The organism is Sphaerisporangium dianthi (assembly GCF_042654065.1).
In the GTDB taxonomy this organism is placed as follows: domain Bacteria; phylum Actinomycetota; class Actinomycetes; order Streptosporangiales; family Streptosporangiaceae; genus Sphaerisporangium; species Sphaerisporangium dianthi.
The window spans coordinates 196,168-211,769 of record NZ_JBHSFP010000005.1 but is presented as its reverse complement, the minus strand read 5'-3'; the positions used below and the strand labels follow the sequence as shown (position 1 = coordinate 211,769).

The following is a 15,602-nucleotide window of genomic DNA, read 5'->3' as shown; positions in this document are numbered from 1 at the left end:
ATAAGAGCAAGATGAAAACGCGGCCCGTTCGTACTCCCCCACCGCGCCTGGCCGGGACGCTCTCCACCCGTGCGCCGAATGTGCGCGGGAGGGACGGCCTCGGGCGTGGAACGCGTAGGGTGCCTGGGCATGAAGGTGCTGATCTCTGTCGACATGGAGGGCATCTCGGGGATCGTGCATCCCTCCGAGACGAATCCGGACCGCTACGACTACGAGCGCGGCCGCGTCCTGATGACGGCCGAGGCGAACGCCGTGATCGCTGGCGTCCTGGACGCCGAACCCTCCGCCGTGGTCTGGGTCGCCGACGCGCACGGGCCGTTCCGCAATCTGCTGCCCGAGGAACTCGACCGGCGGGCACACCTGGTGCGCGGCAAGCCGCGACCGCTGGGCATGCTCGGCGGGCTCGACGAGGACACCGACGCGGTTCTGCTCGTCGGCTACCACGCCCGCGCCGGTGGCGGGCCGGCCGTGCTGGCGCACACCATGAGCGGCGAGATCCTCGACGTGCGCGTGGGTGGGCGATCTTTGGGCGAGATCGGTCTCAACGCCGCCATGGCCGGGCATCTGGGCGTGCCGGTCGTGCTGCTCAGCGGCGATGACACCGCCTGCGCCGAACTGCGCGACCTGGTCCCCTCGGCCGTCACCGTCGCGGTCAAACAGGCCCTCGGCCAGGCCGCCGCCGTCGCCCCGCACCCAGCAGAGGTCCGGGAACGGCTGCGCCGGGCCGCCGCCGACGCGATCAGCCGGCGTGCGACGGTCCCTCCTTTGACCATCGACGGACCGCTCGACGTCGAGGTCGACCTGTACAGTCCGGTCACGGTCGACCTGGCGACGCTCGTGCCGGGCGTCTCACGCGCCGAGGGCGGCCGTACGGTCGCCTTCACCGCCGCCGGCTTCGCCGACGCCTACCGACTGGTCCTGCTCCTCGTACAACTGGCCACCATCAAACCCGCGTGACCCCGACCGGCCCGAGGAGTGCGGACTCGATTCCAACCTCCTCGGCGCCTCCGGCAGGGCTCGGAGGCCGCGGGGCGCCACCTCCCCGGAACATCTTTCGCGAACCGCTCCGGACGGCCGGGCCGGGATGCGCATGGCGTTCGGAGCGAGCCCGACGACGGCTGACCGCGCCTCACCGCATGCCTGACGACACCCGACCACGCCTCGCCACACGTGCCTGACCGCGATCGCCTCCGGCCGGAGGCGGCCTACGCTGGATCGCGCACCTACCTGTGGAGCCGACCCCCGGAGTACGAGTGAGCGACAGCATCACGATCATCGTCGACGACCTCTCCGGCTCGCGGATCGCCGCGTTCCTCGAGTCGCATCTGAAGGACATGCGGTCCATCACCCCGCCTGAGAGCGTGCACGCCCTCGACCTGGACGAACTTCGCAAGCCCGAGATCACGTTCTGGTCGGCCATGGACGGTGACGTCCTGGTGGGCTGCGGTGCGATCAAGAGGCTGGACGCGGGCCACGCCGAGGTGAAGTCGATGCGCACGACTCCCGAGCGCAAGCGGAGCGGCATCGCGTCCATGCTGCTGGAGCACATCATCACCGAGGCGGCGCGCATGGGGTTCGCCCGGCTGAGCCTCGAGACCGGCTCGGAGGAGTTCTTCCTGCCCGCACGGAAGCTGTACGAGAAGTTCGGCTTCGCGTACTGCGAGCCTTTCGCGGACTATCGCCTCGACCCGAACAGCGTGTACATGACACGAGCGCTCTGAAGCCTCGATCACGTCATGGCGATGCCGGCCGGCGTGCCGACGATGTCGCCTGCCGATCTCCTCGGGGTCGGGCACGCCCTCGGCCGGAACGCCAGGTCCTGATCCGGGCCGGGTGCTCTTCCATCAGAGCCTTTCGCGTTGAGGGAGCTGCCCGACGCGCGGGTGTTCCCCCGGGACGCTCACCGCAAGGTGCGGAAGGACTCGCCGGCCCCGATCGCGGTCAGCGGCAATGGCGGGTACATCGCGTACGTGCGCGAACGCGACGACCGTCTGGTGGTACGGGAGCTCACCGGGAAGGTCCACGTCATGCCGGCGGCCGCGCTGCCCAGGGGAACGAACATGATCGCCCTCGACCTTGCCCTGTCGCTCGGCGGAGACAGGCTGGCCGTGCACGACGGCTCCGACGAGAGGTTCCTGTGGCTGTACGACGTGGCGACCGGCCGGCGGCTGGGCTCCCTGCCGGCGGGGGACGGCTTCCTGGGGTTCAGCGGAGACGAGGACGAGGTGCTCACCACGCGGCGGACCGACGAGAACACCACGAAGATCATCACCTATGACCTGAGCGGCGAAGAGACGGCGCGGCAGGTGCCGCCGCAGATCGCCGCGCAGGATGGCCCGATGGCGCTGCACGCGGACGGCCGCCTGGTCGCGTTCCACTCGGCGGGCTCCCGGACTTTGAAGCTGTACGACCTGCGGTCGAACGCCGTGGTGAGCAGCGTGCGGGTGAAGCTGCCCGGCGGCCTGGCGCCGGACATGGTCGACTGGACCGGCACCCGCCAGGTCACCCTGCACGTCCTCACCGGCGACGTGACCAACGGCAGGATGCACATCCTCGAGGTGGATCCGGGCATCGGCGCCGTCCGGGTCCGCGACACCTACCGGGTCAAGAACACCTTCTTCTTCGCGGCCTGCGGCGGCTGACAGAACGGGCCGGGGCGGAGCGCCGCCGGGGCGCGGAGGGGATGATCGTCACACGCGATACGACGAGGGCCCGAGGCCGAGCGGCTGACGCGGCGTTCGGCTCGGGCTTTCGCCGTTGCCGCTCAGCCGGCCTGGTCGCCGGGGGGCAGGTACGGGCTGTCCTCGTGGATGGGGCCCGAGGCGCCGACGCCGGTGGCGTCCTCGGGGACCGAGACGCCGTACGGGCGGCGGGCCGGGCCCTCGAAGCCGACCCTACTGCGGCGTCCGGGCTCCCGCCTGTGGTGCGCGATGCGCTCGCCGCGACCGGTGGTGCTCGGGCCGACGTCCAGCGGCGAGGTGGCTTCGCTGTCGATCGGGGACACGCCGTGCCGCTCCACCTCGCTCATCATGCGCGGAGGGCGGACGGCGCCGCGGGGCGGGCTGTCGAACGCGCGGTCGCCCGCCATGACGACGTCGCGGTGCACCTGCCTGCGGATCTCCTCCAGGTCCGGCATGTCGCTCGCGACCGGCTGTTGTGGCTGCACCATGACCTCACCCCATCAGAAGCCGACGACCTTCGCCGGCCATCGAATCAGACATGCTTCCGTAAATGGGTACATACCCACTCGACAATGCCGTACCGGACGGCCCGTGGGCGGGACGGCCGGATGCCCGCGCCCTCGCGTTCAGCAGATGCGGGGCAGCGGATCGCCGACGAGGACGTCGACGATGCGGGTGCCGCCGAAGCCGGTCTTGAGCAGGACGAGTCCGGGCGGGTCCTCGGCGATCCGGCCCACGACGGCGGCGCCCTCCCCCAGCGGGTGCGAGCGCAGGGCCGCCAGCGCCGCGTCGGCGGAGTCACCGGCCACCACGGCCACCATGCGGCCCTCGCACGCGACGTACAGCGGGTCGATGCCGAGCAGCTCGCACGCGCCGCGCACGGCGGGGCGCACCGGGACCGCCTCCTCCGCGACGACCACCGCCACCTCCGCCGCCTGCGCCATCTCGTTCAGCACGGTGGCCACCCCGCCGCGGGTCGCGTCCCGCAGGCACCGCACCCGGCCGCCGGGACAGGCGTCGAGCAGGAGGGCGGTCAGGCCGTTGAGCGGCGCGGTGTCGGACACCAGGTCGTCGGCCTCGATGTCGAGCCCGCCGCGCGCGAGCATCACCGTGACGCCGTGCTCGCCGATCGGCCCCGACACGATGACCGCGTCGCCCGGCCGGACGGCGGAGGCGCCGAGCCGCACACCGGCCGGGACGGTGCCGACGCCGGCCGTGGTGATGTAGCAGCCGTCGGCCTTGCCCCGCTGGACGACCTTGGTGTCGCCGGTGACGATGGTCACGCCGGCCGCCCGGGCCGCCTCCGCCATGGTGGCGACGATCAGGCGCAGGTCCCTGATCGGGAAGCCCTCCTCCAGGATGAACGCGGCCGACAGGTGGGCCGGCCGCGCCCCGCACATCGCCAGGTCGTTGACGGTGCCGTTGACCGCCAGGTCCCCGATGTCGCCGCCGGGGAAGAACAGCGGGGTCACCACGTAGGAGTCGGTGGTGAAGGCCGGCTCGCCGTGCTCCATCGCCTCCAGCACGGCGCCGTCGGCCAGGGGTTCGAGGAATGGATTGCGGAAGGCCTCCAGGAAGACCGCCTCGACGAGCGTGCGGCTCGCCTTGCCTCCGGCGCCGTGGGCGAGGGTGATCAGCTCCTCGCGCAGGCGCGGCCGGCTGCGGCGGACCCGCTCGATGCGCTCCAGGACCAGTTCCTCGCGGTTCGGCGCCGGCCGCCCGCGTTCGCCCAGGGCGAGGGTGTTCTCGTCGCCGTTCACGTGCGCGTCGCCTCCCTGACCCGGTCGCGCGAGAAGCGGCCGAAGTTGTAGTACGCCGCGCAGGCCCCCTCCGAGGACACCATGCAGGTGCCGATCGGCGTCTCGGGGGTGCAGGCGGTGCCGAACACCTTGCACTCCCACGGCTTGAGCACGCCCTTGAGCACCTCGCCGCACTGACAGGCCTTGGGGTCGGCGACCCGGGCGCCCGGGATGCGGAACACGCGCTCGGCGTCGAAGCCGGCGTACCGCTCGCGCACGGACAGCGCGGAGTCCGAGATGAACCCCAGCCCGCGCCATTCGAACGTCGGGCGCAGCTCCATCACCTCGTTGATCACCGCGAGCGCCTTGGGGTTGCCGTCCCAGGGCACCACGCGCCCGTACTGGTTCTCGATCTCCACCCGCCCCTCGGCGAGCTGCTGGAGATTGCGGTGGACGGCCTGGAGAACGTCCAGCGGCTCGAACCCCGCGACCACGAGCGGCTTGCCGTAGTCCTCGGCGATGAAGCCGTACGGCCGGCAGCCGATCACCGCCGAGACGTGGCCGGGGCCGATGAAGCCGTCGAGCCGCAGATCGGGCGAGTCCAGGATCGCCTTGATGGCCGGGACGATCGTCACGTGGTTGCAGAAGACCGAGAAGTTGCCGATGCGCTCGGTCGCCGCGCGCATGACGGTCATCGCGGTGGACGGGGCCGTGGTCTCGAACCCGATGGCCAGGAAGACGACCCGTTTGTCCGGGTTGTCGCGGGCGATCTTGAGGGCGTCCAGCGGAGAGTAGACCATGCGGATGTCCGCGCCCCGCGCCATGGCGTCCAGGAAGGACCCGTTTCCGCCCGGGACGCGCATCATGTCGCCGAACGAGGTCATGATCACGTCGGGCTGCTCGGCGATGGCGATCGCGTCGTCCACCCTGCCCATCGGGATGACGCAGACCGGGCATCCCGGGCCGTGCACAAGCGTGATCTGCGGGGGCAGGTAGTCCTCCAGCCCGTGCTTGTAGATCGTGTGGGTGTGCCCGCCGCACACCTCCATGAACTTGTACGCGCGACCGGGCTCGCACAGCGCGGCGACGCGCGCGGCCAGCGCCCGCGCCTTGCCCGCGTCGCGGTACTCGTCGACGAACCTCATCGGCGTCACCCCTGTTCGATCACGGAGTCGCGGAGGGCGGCCATCTCGTCCTCGTAGGCCTGGCCGATGCTCTCCAGGAAGTCGAGAGCCGACCGTGCCTCCACTTCGTCGATCTTGGACAGGGCGAAGCCGACGTGGATGAGGATCCAGTCGCCGGGTGCGAGGGGCTCCCCCTCCAGCAGGCCGATGTTGATGGCCCGCCGCACGCCGCTGACGTCGACCTTCGCCAGGTCAGGACGATCCGACAGGATTTCCACGATCTCCCCGGGAATCCCCAGGCACATGAGTCGCCTCCGCGAGCTGGATGGATTCGAGGACGAGGTCGTCGCCGCCCTCGGTGTCGACGTCGGTGGTCCCGCAGGCGGGGCACACCGCGTAGGGGTCCACCGAGGTGGTGGTGTTCCCGCAGTCACGGCAGGTGAGCCGCACCGGCAGGGTGACCAGGTCCAGGCGCGCGCCTTCGGCCAGGGTCCCCTCGGTGACCAGGCTCCAGGCGTCGTTGATGGAGGGTTCCGCGACACGGAGCAGGGCGCCCACCTGCACCCGCGCCCGGCGCACCCGCCGGCCGTCCGCGCGTCCCTCCACCGCGGCGAGGATCGACTCCGCGATCCCGTATTCGTGCACGGTCCACCTCTTCTCAGGTCGGTTTCTGCTCGGCTGTGCGCGTACCGGCCGGCCGGGCCGTCACGGCCCCGTCCGCCGGCGCGCGGGTCACATCTGGCGGATCTTCATGTAGCGCTTGAAGTCCGGGATCGACCGGTAGACCATGACGCCGACCGCCACCAGGACGGTCAGCATGATCACTCGCTTCACCATCTGTCTCCCTTCTCCGTTCCCGTCGTCGTTCCTCGACGTTCCTGCCGGCGTTCCTCGACATTCCTTGACGTTCCTGCCGCCGTTCCTCGACGAGTTCGAGGACGAGATCCGCCGCCCTGCCGACGGCCTCGGCGACCGGCGGGCTCAACTCCATGCCGGGCGAGACGTCCGCCGGGCGGCATCCCACCAGCAGGACGGGCGCGACCTCGCCGCCGAGGGTCCCCGCCAGCGCCAGGACCGCGTCCGGGGTCATGTCGTGGGCGTCCACGAAGGTCCCCGGGACCTGCTCCGGTGAGGGCAGCAGGACGTACAGCGTGCCGGGCGGGCCGTCACGGGCCACGGTGTCGACCAGGATCGCCAGGTCGTACCCGCCGCCGGTGAGCTCGTAGGCGAGGTGGACGCCGCGGATGCCGAAGTCGGACACCACCACGTCCTCGGGGACGCCGGTCTCCGCCAGACGCCCGGCCACGGCGACACCGAAGCCGTCGTCACCGAGGAAGACGTTGCCCACGCCCGCGACCAGGGTCTTCACGCGCCGGCCTCCTCGCCGGCGACGACCGGCTCCACCTCGTCGGGGGCGAAGTACAGGAACCGGCCGTGGGAGCGGTGCAGGTCGGCGCCGAGGTCGTCCTCCAGCGTGACGGCCAGGTAGCGGGCTCCGTCGAGGTCGTGGAGCACCGCCTCGACCTGGGCGGTCCTGCCCGCGAGGAACATGTCGTGCGCGTCCGCGGGGCGCACGCCGGGGACGAGCCGGACGCGGGCGCCCCTGCCGATCTCGATGCCGCCGACGATCACGCGGGCCTCCTCCGCCGGCGGCCGCGCCCCGTTCACCGGATCGCCCCACGGCGGCTCCTCCGGCGACCCCGCGAAGCCTGCCGACGACCATGACGGCTCGGACGGCGGCCCCGGAACCTCCACGAACGGCTCGGACGGCGAGCGCGACGCCTCCCTGAAGGACCGTGACGGCTCGGACGGCGGGCCCGGCGCCTCCATGGAAGGCCGTGACGGCTCCTCCGGCCGGCGCGCCGGTGTGCCGAGGTGGCGGATGGCCCCGTGCAGGCGTTCCAGCAGCTCAGGCGGCAGGTCGCCGGCCCGGTCGATGATCTCGGCCGCCCGCGGATCGGTGGCCCGCGCCTCGCGCTTCTCCTCCTCGGTCAGCGTGAGCGTCCGCAGGTGCAGGATCTCGTCGATCTCGGTCGCGTCGAACAGGTCGCCGGGGCTCTCCGGGGCGATGCCGGGATGGTCGTACAGGACGATCGGGGACGACAGCACGACGTCGCGGTGCCCCGGCTCGCCCACGAGGACGGGCCAGGTGTTGACGTTGCGGCAGCCCTCGGCGGCCGGGCGCGCCCACTCCGGCGGGTCCATCAGCGACAGGAACGACCCCGCCGTCACCGCCAGGAGCAGGTGGGCGGCCACCAGAGAGTGCCGCAGCGCCTCCTCGCGGGTGGCGCCGCACGGCGCCTCGGCGGCGTTCTCCACCGTGACCCGCACCTTCAGCAGGCCGTACGGACCGTCCTGCCGCTCGGCCGCGAGCCGCAGCACCGCCCGCACCGGCCGGTGCTCGGCGACGACGCGGCCGAGCACCTCGCCGGTGGCCGCCACCAGCGGCCGCTCGGCGCGGTCCCCGGGCAGGCGCACCAGGACGGCCCGCTCGGCGCCGACCAGCCCGGGCATGGGGACGATGACCTCCACCATGCGGGCGGTGGCCTCGTCGAAGGTGAGATGCGTGACGCCGTCGCAGGTCAGCTCGGGGACCGGCACGAAGCCCCCGTCCCGCGCGCGTTCGACCCGGCGTTCCTTGACGTGCAGGAACCGCAGCCGCAGGCGCAGCAGCGCGTGCGCCGAGCCTTCCGCGAGGCACTCGGTCACGCTCGCGGACGGCTCCTCGGTCGCCGTGAACGAGGGGGGCACGAGCACGCCGAACTGCCAGCGCAGCCGGTTCTTGGCGGCCGAGGCCCGGTAGGGGTAGAGCAGATACCCCTCGTACAGGACGGAGTCGGCGACCTCGCACGCGATGTCCATCGGCAGGCTCATCGGCGCGCTCCTCTCGATCGCGCCGGCACGCGCACGGCCGCGCCCGCCTCCAGCGGCTTCCCCGGCGGAACGCTCATCCGCGCGCCTCCTTGAGCAGGGCCTCCATGGCCTCGTCCCAGGTCGGCAGCGCGCGTTCCGACTTGTACCGCTGCAGGTCGCGCAGCGTGTCCCTGCTGAGGCGCAGCCAGCCCGCGCCGGGGAAGTAGCGGTCGATCATCTCCCGCCACACCCGGACCGGCAGCCCGAGGCGCGCCTCGCGGTCCCACGGCACCTGCCGGACGGTGAACCCCTCCCCCTCCCTGGCGAAGACCGTGCCGCTGAACAGCAGCAGCAACGGCACCTCGCCGTCGTCCAGCGAGGCGAAGTACTTGCCCGCCGCCACCTCCAGGTCGTAGCCGCACGGCACCGGCAGCTCGATCTCGGTGGCGCCGGTGAACCGCGGGACCATGACCGACACGTTGGCGAACACCAGCGGCCGCACCGTCTCGTCCCAGCGGGAGGGGTGCCCGAACAGGTCGGCGAGCAGTTCGCTCTCGGCGGCGCCGTACCGGCGGCGCCCAGGGTCGATGCGGATCTGGCAGCGCAGCGCGATGGCATGGACGGCGCCCTCGCCCGGCGCGGTGACGCCGAGCCGGAACAACAGCGTGGGAAAGGCCCCGTACGGGTCGGGGCGCACCCCGAGGCAGTCGAACCCGATCTCACCCATGTCCGCGCCCCTCCCCGGCCGGCGCGCCCTGCCGCGCCCCTCGCGCCGCGCCCTCCGGTTCTCCGTCCGCCGCCCTCTCCTCCGCACCTTGCGGCGTGCCCTGCGGCGTTCCTTCCGGCGCGGCACCGGCCGCGATCACCTCGCTGCGGCGGCGCAGCGTTTCGAAGAAGGCGGCGATGGCGTCCTGCGCCTCCCGGCCGCCGTGGAATCCCTTCCAGTGCAGCCTGACCAGCCCGACCAGCTCGTAGCACGCGTCGATCGGGACCAGGTGGCAGGCGAATCCCTCGGGGCCGCGGTCGATCAGGTACGCCTCGACGTCCTGCTCGGCCGGCGGAAGCCCGGGATTGGCGGCGAGCACGCGGTCCCAGGTGGACAGGTCGAGCAGCGACTCCGTCGCCCCGCCGGGACTGGGATAGAACGCCGCGAACCGCCCGAGCTGCGAGTTGTGGAACAGGAAGGCGGTGCGCACGGGGATCTGCAGTTCCTCCCAGTCGGCCGCCGTCAGCCGGAACGCCGGGACGTACAGGTAGCGGTCCGGCACGGCGCGGTAGCGGCCGTGGGCGACGGTCCCGCCGTGCGAGAGCAGCAGGCGGCAGGCGACGCAGACGCACAGCAGCGCCCGCGTGCCGGTGTCCACCGCGTGGCCGTGCCGGTCGTCCAGCGGCTCGGCGCACATCTCGCACACCTCCGCCGCCGGCCCTCGGGGCTCCCGGAACCGCCGCAGCCCGGAGCCGGGGGTGGTCATGGAGCCGCCTCCTCGGGGACCGGGCACGGGCCCGGCGGGCGGCGCCGGATCTGCAGGAGCGGCGAGGAGGTATCCGCCACCCCGTCCACCTCCAGGCGGGACACCTCCGGCGCGGCGCGCAGCACCGCCTTCTCGATGGCGGCGCTCACCGTGGCCTGCGACGAGCCGCAGCCGTGGCAGTTGCCGGACAGCCGCAGCCGCACGACGCCGGCCTCGTCGACGCCGAGCAGTTCCACCCCGCCCTCGTGCAGGCCGAGCGCGGGACGCACGGCGTCCAGCGCGGCGCGGACGCGGTCCTCGGTGCCGAGCGGGTGCAGGTCGTGCAGGACGAGCAGCCCGGACACGAGCTCGTCGCCCGCCAGACGCCGCAGCACCTCGGTGGCCTCGTCCTCGACCACGATGTCCATGACCCGCTCCAGCCCGGCCCCGTAGAGGTCGAGCAGGGCGCGGACCAGTTCCTCGGCGCGGGCCCGGGCGACGGGGTCGGCGAGCGCGCCCAGCTCGTCGATCAGCGCCTCGACGCGCTCCCCTGCCGCCCGCACGGGACCGCCCTGCTGGTCAGGTGGCATCGAAGGCATGGGGGCTGTGCAGCTTGCGCAGTTCCCGGCCGTCGCCGAGGTACATGTGCACCCCGCACGGCAGGCACGGGTCGAAGCTGCGGACGGTCCGCATGATGTCGATGCCCTTGAACCTCTCCGGCGGGTTCTCCTCGAAGATCGGCGTGTTCTGCACGGCGTCCTCGTACGGGCCGGGCGTCCCGTGGCTGTCGCGGACGCTGGCGTTCCAGGGCGTCGGCGGGTACGGATGGTAGTTGGCGATCTTGCCGTTCCTGATCACCATGTGGTGGGACAGGACGCCGCGCACCGCCTCGGTGAACCCGCAGCTGATCGCCTCTTCCGGCACCTCGAACGGCTCCCAGGTCTGGGTGCGCCCCCTGCGCACCTCGTCCAGCCCCCTCTCGGCGAAGTACAGCGCGCACGCGGCGGCGTAGGCCTGGAAGTAGCTGCGGGCGCGGTTGCGTTCGAGGGTGTTGGACAGCAGCTCGCCGTTGCGTTCGGGGATCTTCCACTCGAACGTCGTCTCGGGCTTGGTGGCGGTCCTGGGCAGGCGGATGATCACGCTGTGCCCGGTGGCCTCGACGCCGCCGAAGTTCACCCGCCCGGACAGGGCCGTCGACCAGAGCCGGGCGATGGGCCCGCCGCCGGTGTCCAGCGGGAGCAGGTCGTCGCCGTGCTGCCAGCGGGGGGACATGACCCAGCTGTACTTGTCGGCGAAGTCCCGTTTCTGCGGGCGCGGGATCGTGTACTGGTTCCACGGGTGCCGCATGTCGACCGGGTTGCCGAGCGGGTCGTGGGTGACGAACGGCTCCTGGTCGACCCAGTCCTCGTAGTAGGAGCTGCCGAGGAGGATGCGCATGCCGAGGTTGATGTCGACCAGGTCGTTGGTGATCAGCTCGCCGTCGACGATGACGCCGGGGGTCACGAACATCTCCCGGCCCCAGGAGCTCATGTTCTCGTAGGTGAAGTCGCAGTACGCCGGGTCGTTGAGGCTGCCCCAGCAGCCGAGCATGACCCGCCGCCTGCCGACATGCTCGTATCCGGGCAGCGCCTCGTAGAAGAAGTCGAACAGGTCGTCGTGCATCGGCACGACCTTCTTCATGAACTCCACGTACCTCATGAGGCGGGTCAGGTAGTCGGTGAAGAGCTGGACGGTCGCCACCGTGCCGACCCCGCCCGGGTAGAGGGTGGAGGGGTGGACGTGCCTGCCCTCCATCAGGCAGAACATCTCTCGCGTGAGCCGGCTCATGGCCAGCGCCTCGCGGTAGAACTCGCCTTCCAAAGGGTTCAACGAGCGCATGATGTCGGCGATGGTGCGGTAGCCGTGCGCGCCGGCGTTGGGGCATTCGGTGCGCTCGGCGAGGTCCAGCACGCCGGGGTTGGTCTCGCGCACCATCTTCTCGCAGTAGTCGACCCCCACCAGGTTCTCCTGGTAGATGTTGTGGTCGAACATGTACTCGGCCGACTCGCCCAGGTTGATGATCCATTCGGCGAGCGCCGGCGGGCGCACGCCGTAGGCCATGTTCTGGGTGTACACCGAGCAGGTCGCGTGGTTGTCACCGCAGATCCCGCAGATGCGGCTGGTGATGAAGTGCGCGTCCCGCGGGTCCTTGCCCTTCATGAAGACGCTGTAGCCGCGGAAGATCGACGAGGTGCTGTGGCACTCGACGACCTCCCTGGCCTTGAAGTCGATCTTGGCGTAGATGCCCAGGCTGCCCACGATGCGGGTGATCGGGTCCCAGGCCATCTCCACCAGGTCGCGGTTCTGGTCCTTGGCGGTGGTCATCGTCGGCTCCCGGGGCGCCGTGCGGTTCGCGTGGTCATCTCTCAGCTCCAGGGCGCTCGATAGCCGGTGAGCAGGGCGCGGCCCTTGGCCCGCCACCTCGGCTCCTTGTCGACGGTTCGCAGGGTGATCCCGCGCAGCCTGCGGACGACGCCGCCGTAGGCCGCGCTGACCGCGGAGGACACCATCGCCCCGGGGGGCTCGTCCATGAACGGCATGAACTTGTCGGGGAAGCCGGGCATCGTGCACGCGATGCAGATGCCGCCGACGTTCGGGCAGCCGCCGAGGCCGTTCATCCAGCCTCGCTTGGGCACGTTGCACTTGACGACGGGCCCCCAGCATCCGATCTTGACCAGGCACGTCGGCGAGCCGTACTCGACGGCGAACTGGCCCTGCTCGTAGTACCCGGCCCGGTCGCAGCCCTCGTGGACCGTCTGGCCGAACAGCCACGTGGGGCGCAGCGCCTCGTCCAGCGGGATCATCGGCGCCTGCCCGTTGAGCTGGTAGAGCAGGTAGAGCAGGGTCTCGGACATGTTGTCGGGCTGGACCGGGCAGCCGGGCACGTTGACGATCGGGACACCGGCCTTGGACCGCCAGTCCCAGCCGAGGTAGTCGGCGAGCCCCATGCACCCGGTCGGGTTCCCCGCCATGGCGTGGATGCCGCCGTAGGTGGCGCAGGTGCCGGTCGCCACGATGGCGGTCGCCTTGGGGGCCAGGATGTCCAGCCACTCGGGCAGGGTCATCGGCTGGCCGGTCTCGGGGTTGTTGCCGAACCCCGACCAGTAGCCCTCCTGCTTGATCGACTCGTTGGGGATCGAACCCTCCACCACCAGCACGAACGGCTCCAGAGCGCCGCGCGCCGCGAGGAAGTACGACTCGATCATGGCGTCGGCGCCCTGCATCGGCCCGCTGTTGAAGTCGATCAGGGGCCAGTGGACGTCCACCGCCGGCAGGCCCGGCAGGACGCCCATCACGATGTCCTCGATGCTCGGCTGCGTCGCCGCGGTCAGCGAGACCGAGTCGCCGTCGCAGCTCATGCCGGCGTTGAGCCACAGGATGTGGACGACGGGCTCTCCTTGCTCCCGCGCCCTCTCCGCCGCTGACTCTGTCATGGTGCCCATACCGCCTCCATCACTCCTGGTCGGTGTCGGTGAGCGTCGGGACGCGTCCCTCCCCGCCGTCGCGGTCCGCGGCCGGCGGGTCGTCTTCCAGCAGGTGCTGGGTGACCTCCCACAGCACGTGGTAGAGCGTCGTCTGCGCCTCCTGGATGCGGTGCACGGACGTGGACGGGATGACGAACAGGTGGTCAAGGATGTCCAGCTCGGCCAGCTCGGCGAGCCGCCCGCCCTGGTAGCCGGCCAGGCCGACGGTGAGCAGCCCCCGTCCCCACGCCTCCTCGAACGCCTGGACGAGGTTCGCGGAGCCGCCGCTGGTCGACAGGCCGAAGGCGATGTCGCCGGGCCTGGCGAGGGCCGCGATCTGCCGGGCGAAGACGACCTCGAACCCGACGTCGTTGGACAGGGCCGTGACCACGGCGACGTCGGAGGTCAGCGACAGGGCCGGCAACGGCCGCCCGAACCGCGGGCGCAGGTGGAGGGTGGCGACCTCCTGGGCGTCGGTGCTGCTGCCGCCGTTGCCGAAGGTGAACAGCCTGCCGCCCGCCGCGAACCTCCCGGCCATGTCCTGCGCGCACTCGGCGAGCCGGGCGGCGTGCATCTCGGCCACCAGGCCGCGCAGCAGCAGGATCTCCTGCGCCTTGGCCTGGGTGGACCGCACGGCGTGCTCCTCGAGCTCGCCGCGCCTGCCGCGTTCGCCCGCGGGCTCGTCGCCGCGTCCGCGCAGGAAGGGGTACAGGCGGCGCAGTCCTTCCGAGGACGCCTCCTCACCGGCGTCCATCGGCGCTCCCGCGTGCGGCGACGGCGGTGACGCCGGTGGCGGCGGCGGATCCGGTGGCGGCGGCCGGGGCGGACGCGGGCGTGCCTTCGCGTCCGGTCATCTGGCCGCGTCCGGACGAGTGCGGGCGTGGAAGACGTGGACCAGCTCCCACAGGACGTGGTACATCGTGACGTGGATCTCCTTGACCACCGCAGGGTCGCCCGAGCTCGCGACGAGCGCGTGGTCGACGGCCGGGCTGCGCGCGACGGCGCCTCCGTCCCCGCCGAGCAGGGCCATGGTGAACAGGCCCCTCTCGTGGGCGGCCTCCAGCCCTCGAAGGACGTTGGCGCACCAGCCGTCCGGCGAGACGCCGAGGGCCATGTCGTCGGGGCCCGCCCAGTGGCGCACCTGGTGGGCGAAGACCTCGGCCAGCCCGTCGCGGGCGCCGACCGCCGCGACGGTGGCCGCGTCGTTGCTCAACGCCATCGCGGGAAGCGCGCGCTTGCCGACGATGACCGGGTGCATGAACTCGACGGCGATGTGGGAGGCGTCCGTGCCCGCGCCGCCGTTGCCGAAGACGATCAGCTTGCCGCCGCGGTGGAACCTGGTGGCCATGGCCCGGCACGCGCGCGCGATGCGCTCGGAGTCCTCGGCGAGCGCACGCCCCGCGGCCTCCCGCCGGGTGAAGGCGTCGCTGACCGCCTCGCGCGTGGTCGACGTCACAGGCATGTTCACGCTCCGTTATGTACCGTAGTCGTCAGGCTACGATGCGTACACACGGGGCCGACACCCCAAGGCGGACAACCCGGAGTAAAGGCTTGATCTCCTACGCCGAGGGATGCACCTCGCGCCGGTGGACGCCCTTCAGATGGCGGGCGAACCAGTCACGGGCCAGGCGTGCCACCTGGTCGAGCGTCCCGGGCTCCTCGAACAGGTGCGAGGCCCCGGCCACGATCGCGACCTCGGTCCGGCCCGGCATCCGCTCCATCGCCCGCCGGTTCAGCTCCACGACGAGCGGGTCGTCCTCCCCCACGATGAGCAGGGTCGGCTGGCGCACCTCGCGCAGCAGGTCGCCGGCCAGGTCGGGCCGGCCGCCCCTCGACACGACGGCCCGCACCGAGGCCGGACGCCTGGCCGCGGCCGCCAGCGCCGCCGCCGCGCCCGTGCTGGCGCCGAACAGCCCGATGCCGAGGGCCGACAGCGCCTCGTCCCGCGCCACCCAGTCGGTGACCGCGACCACGCGCCGCGCCAGCAGGCCGATGTCGAAGCGGAGGGAGCCGGTGAGGACGTCGATGTCCTCCTCTTCGCGGGTCAGCAGGTCCGTCAGCACGGTCGCGAGCCCCGCCGCGTTCAGTTCGGCGGCGACGTGCCGGTTGCGGGGGCTGTGGCGGCCGCTGCCGCTGCCGTGCGCGAAGACCACGACGCCGTGGGCGGCCGGCGGCACGACGATGTCGGCTTCGAGCGTGACGCCGGCCGCCGGGATGCCGGTCCCGCGTGACTTCACCATCGCGTCCTCCT

Annotated in this window: 18 protein-coding genes; 3 read left to right on the top strand and 15 right to left on the bottom strand. The window is 71.9% G+C overall.

The features are described from left to right. The first annotated feature begins 129 nt into the window (after positions 1–129). The 3 genes from ACFO60_RS10665 to ACFO60_RS10655 all read left to right on the top strand — a co-directional run bounded on the left by ACFO60_RS10665 (position 130) and on the right by ACFO60_RS10655 (position 2,642). On the top strand, positions 130–957 hold the full coding sequence (locus tag ACFO60_RS10665) for a M55 family metallopeptidase (RefSeq protein ID WP_380839660.1): 828 nt from the start codon (positions 130–132) through the stop codon (positions 955–957). 296 nt (positions 958–1,253) lie between these two features. Continuing rightward, complete coding sequence (locus ACFO60_RS10660; RefSeq protein WP_380839659.1) at positions 1,254–1,721, top strand: GNAT family N-acetyltransferase; 468 nt, start codon at positions 1,254–1,256, stop codon at positions 1,719–1,721. 138 nt (positions 1,722–1,859) lie between these two features. Next, entirely contained in the window at positions 1,860–2,642 is a 783-nt protein-coding gene (locus ACFO60_RS10655) for a WD40 repeat domain-containing protein (RefSeq protein WP_380839657.1), read from the top strand. Positions 2,643–2,764: 122 nt separating this feature from the next. Here ACFO60_RS10655 and ACFO60_RS10650 read toward each other — a convergent pair whose 3' ends face one another. From ACFO60_RS10650 to ACFO60_RS10575, 15 genes are all read right to left on the bottom strand, one after another. Next, positions 2,765–3,169: a hypothetical protein gene (locus tag ACFO60_RS10650; RefSeq protein ID WP_380839655.1), complete on the bottom strand. Its 405-nt coding sequence runs from the start codon at positions 3,167–3,169 to the stop codon at positions 2,765–2,767. 138 nt (positions 3,170–3,307) lie between these two features. After that, positions 3,308–4,441: a hydrogenase expression/formation protein HypE gene (gene hypE, locus ACFO60_RS10645; RefSeq protein ID WP_380839653.1), complete on the bottom strand. Its 1,134-nt coding sequence runs from the start codon at positions 4,439–4,441 to the stop codon at positions 3,308–3,310. After that, positions 4,438–5,565 carry a hydrogenase formation protein HypD gene (gene hypD / locus ACFO60_RS10640; RefSeq protein ID WP_380839651.1) on the bottom strand — a complete coding sequence of 376 codons (1,128 nt, stop codon included), beginning with the start codon at positions 5,563–5,565 and terminating at the stop codon, positions 4,438–4,440. The genes hypE and hypD overlap by 4 nt, the downstream gene beginning before the upstream one ends. A 5-nt stretch (positions 5,566–5,570) precedes the next feature. Next, on the bottom strand, positions 5,571–5,822 hold the full coding sequence (locus ACFO60_RS10635) for a HypC/HybG/HupF family hydrogenase formation chaperone (RefSeq protein WP_380839649.1): 252 nt from the start codon (positions 5,820–5,822) through the stop codon (positions 5,571–5,573). Next, positions 5,797–6,189 carry a hydrogenase maturation nickel metallochaperone HypA/HybF gene (locus ACFO60_RS10630; RefSeq protein WP_380839647.1) on the bottom strand — a complete coding sequence of 131 codons (393 nt, stop codon included), beginning with the start codon at positions 6,187–6,189 and terminating at the stop codon, positions 5,797–5,799. The genes ACFO60_RS10635 and ACFO60_RS10630 overlap by 26 nt, the downstream gene beginning before the upstream one ends. Positions 6,190–6,202: 13 nt before the next feature. Beyond that, on the bottom strand, positions 6,203–6,913 hold the full coding sequence (locus ACFO60_RS40870; protein WP_465269878.1) for a hydrogenase maturation protease: 711 nt from the start codon (positions 6,911–6,913) through the stop codon (positions 6,203–6,205). Further along, complete coding sequence (locus ACFO60_RS10615; RefSeq protein WP_380839646.1) at positions 6,910–8,418, bottom strand: hypothetical protein; 1,509 nt, start codon at positions 8,416–8,418, stop codon at positions 6,910–6,912. The genes ACFO60_RS40870 and ACFO60_RS10615 overlap by 4 nt, the downstream gene beginning before the upstream one ends. Positions 8,419–8,491: 73 nt before the next feature. Further along, on the bottom strand, positions 8,492–9,124 hold the full coding sequence (locus ACFO60_RS10610) for a DUF6084 family protein (RefSeq protein ID WP_380839643.1): 633 nt from the start codon (positions 9,122–9,124) through the stop codon (positions 8,492–8,494). After that, positions 9,117–9,869: a DUF5947 family protein gene (locus tag ACFO60_RS10605; protein ID WP_380839641.1), complete on the bottom strand. Its 753-nt coding sequence runs from the start codon at positions 9,867–9,869 to the stop codon at positions 9,117–9,119. The genes ACFO60_RS10610 and ACFO60_RS10605 overlap by 8 nt, the downstream gene beginning before the upstream one ends. Further along, positions 9,866–10,438 carry a NifU family protein gene (locus tag ACFO60_RS10600; protein WP_380839638.1) on the bottom strand — a complete coding sequence of 191 codons (573 nt, stop codon included), beginning with the start codon at positions 10,436–10,438 and terminating at the stop codon, positions 9,866–9,868. Before ACFO60_RS10600 ends, ACFO60_RS10605 begins: the two co-directional genes overlap by 4 nt. Continuing rightward, the gene (locus tag ACFO60_RS10595) at positions 10,428–12,212 is read right to left on the bottom strand and encodes a nickel-dependent hydrogenase large subunit (protein ID WP_380839636.1); all 1,785 of its coding nucleotides are present in this window, start codon (positions 12,210–12,212) and stop codon (positions 10,428–10,430) included. Before ACFO60_RS10595 ends, ACFO60_RS10600 begins: the two co-directional genes overlap by 11 nt. Positions 12,213–12,253: 41 nt before the next feature. Continuing rightward, positions 12,254–13,330: an NADH-quinone oxidoreductase subunit B family protein gene (locus ACFO60_RS10590; RefSeq protein WP_380839635.1), complete on the bottom strand. Its 1,077-nt coding sequence runs from the start codon at positions 13,328–13,330 to the stop codon at positions 12,254–12,256. Between the two features lie 10 nt (positions 13,331–13,340). Then, positions 13,341–14,105: a D-sedoheptulose-7-phosphate isomerase gene (locus tag ACFO60_RS10585; protein ID WP_380839633.1), complete on the bottom strand. Its 765-nt coding sequence runs from the start codon at positions 14,103–14,105 to the stop codon at positions 13,341–13,343. A gap of 96 nt (positions 14,106–14,201) precedes the next feature. After that, positions 14,202–14,813, bottom strand: coding sequence for a D-sedoheptulose-7-phosphate isomerase (locus ACFO60_RS10580; protein WP_380839630.1), 612 nt, complete (start codon positions 14,811–14,813; stop codon positions 14,202–14,204). Between the two features lie 97 nt (positions 14,814–14,910). After that, entirely contained in the window at positions 14,911–15,591 is a 681-nt protein-coding gene (locus ACFO60_RS10575; RefSeq protein ID WP_380839629.1) for a dienelactone hydrolase family protein, read from the bottom strand. Positions 15,592–15,602: the final 11 nt, after the last annotated feature.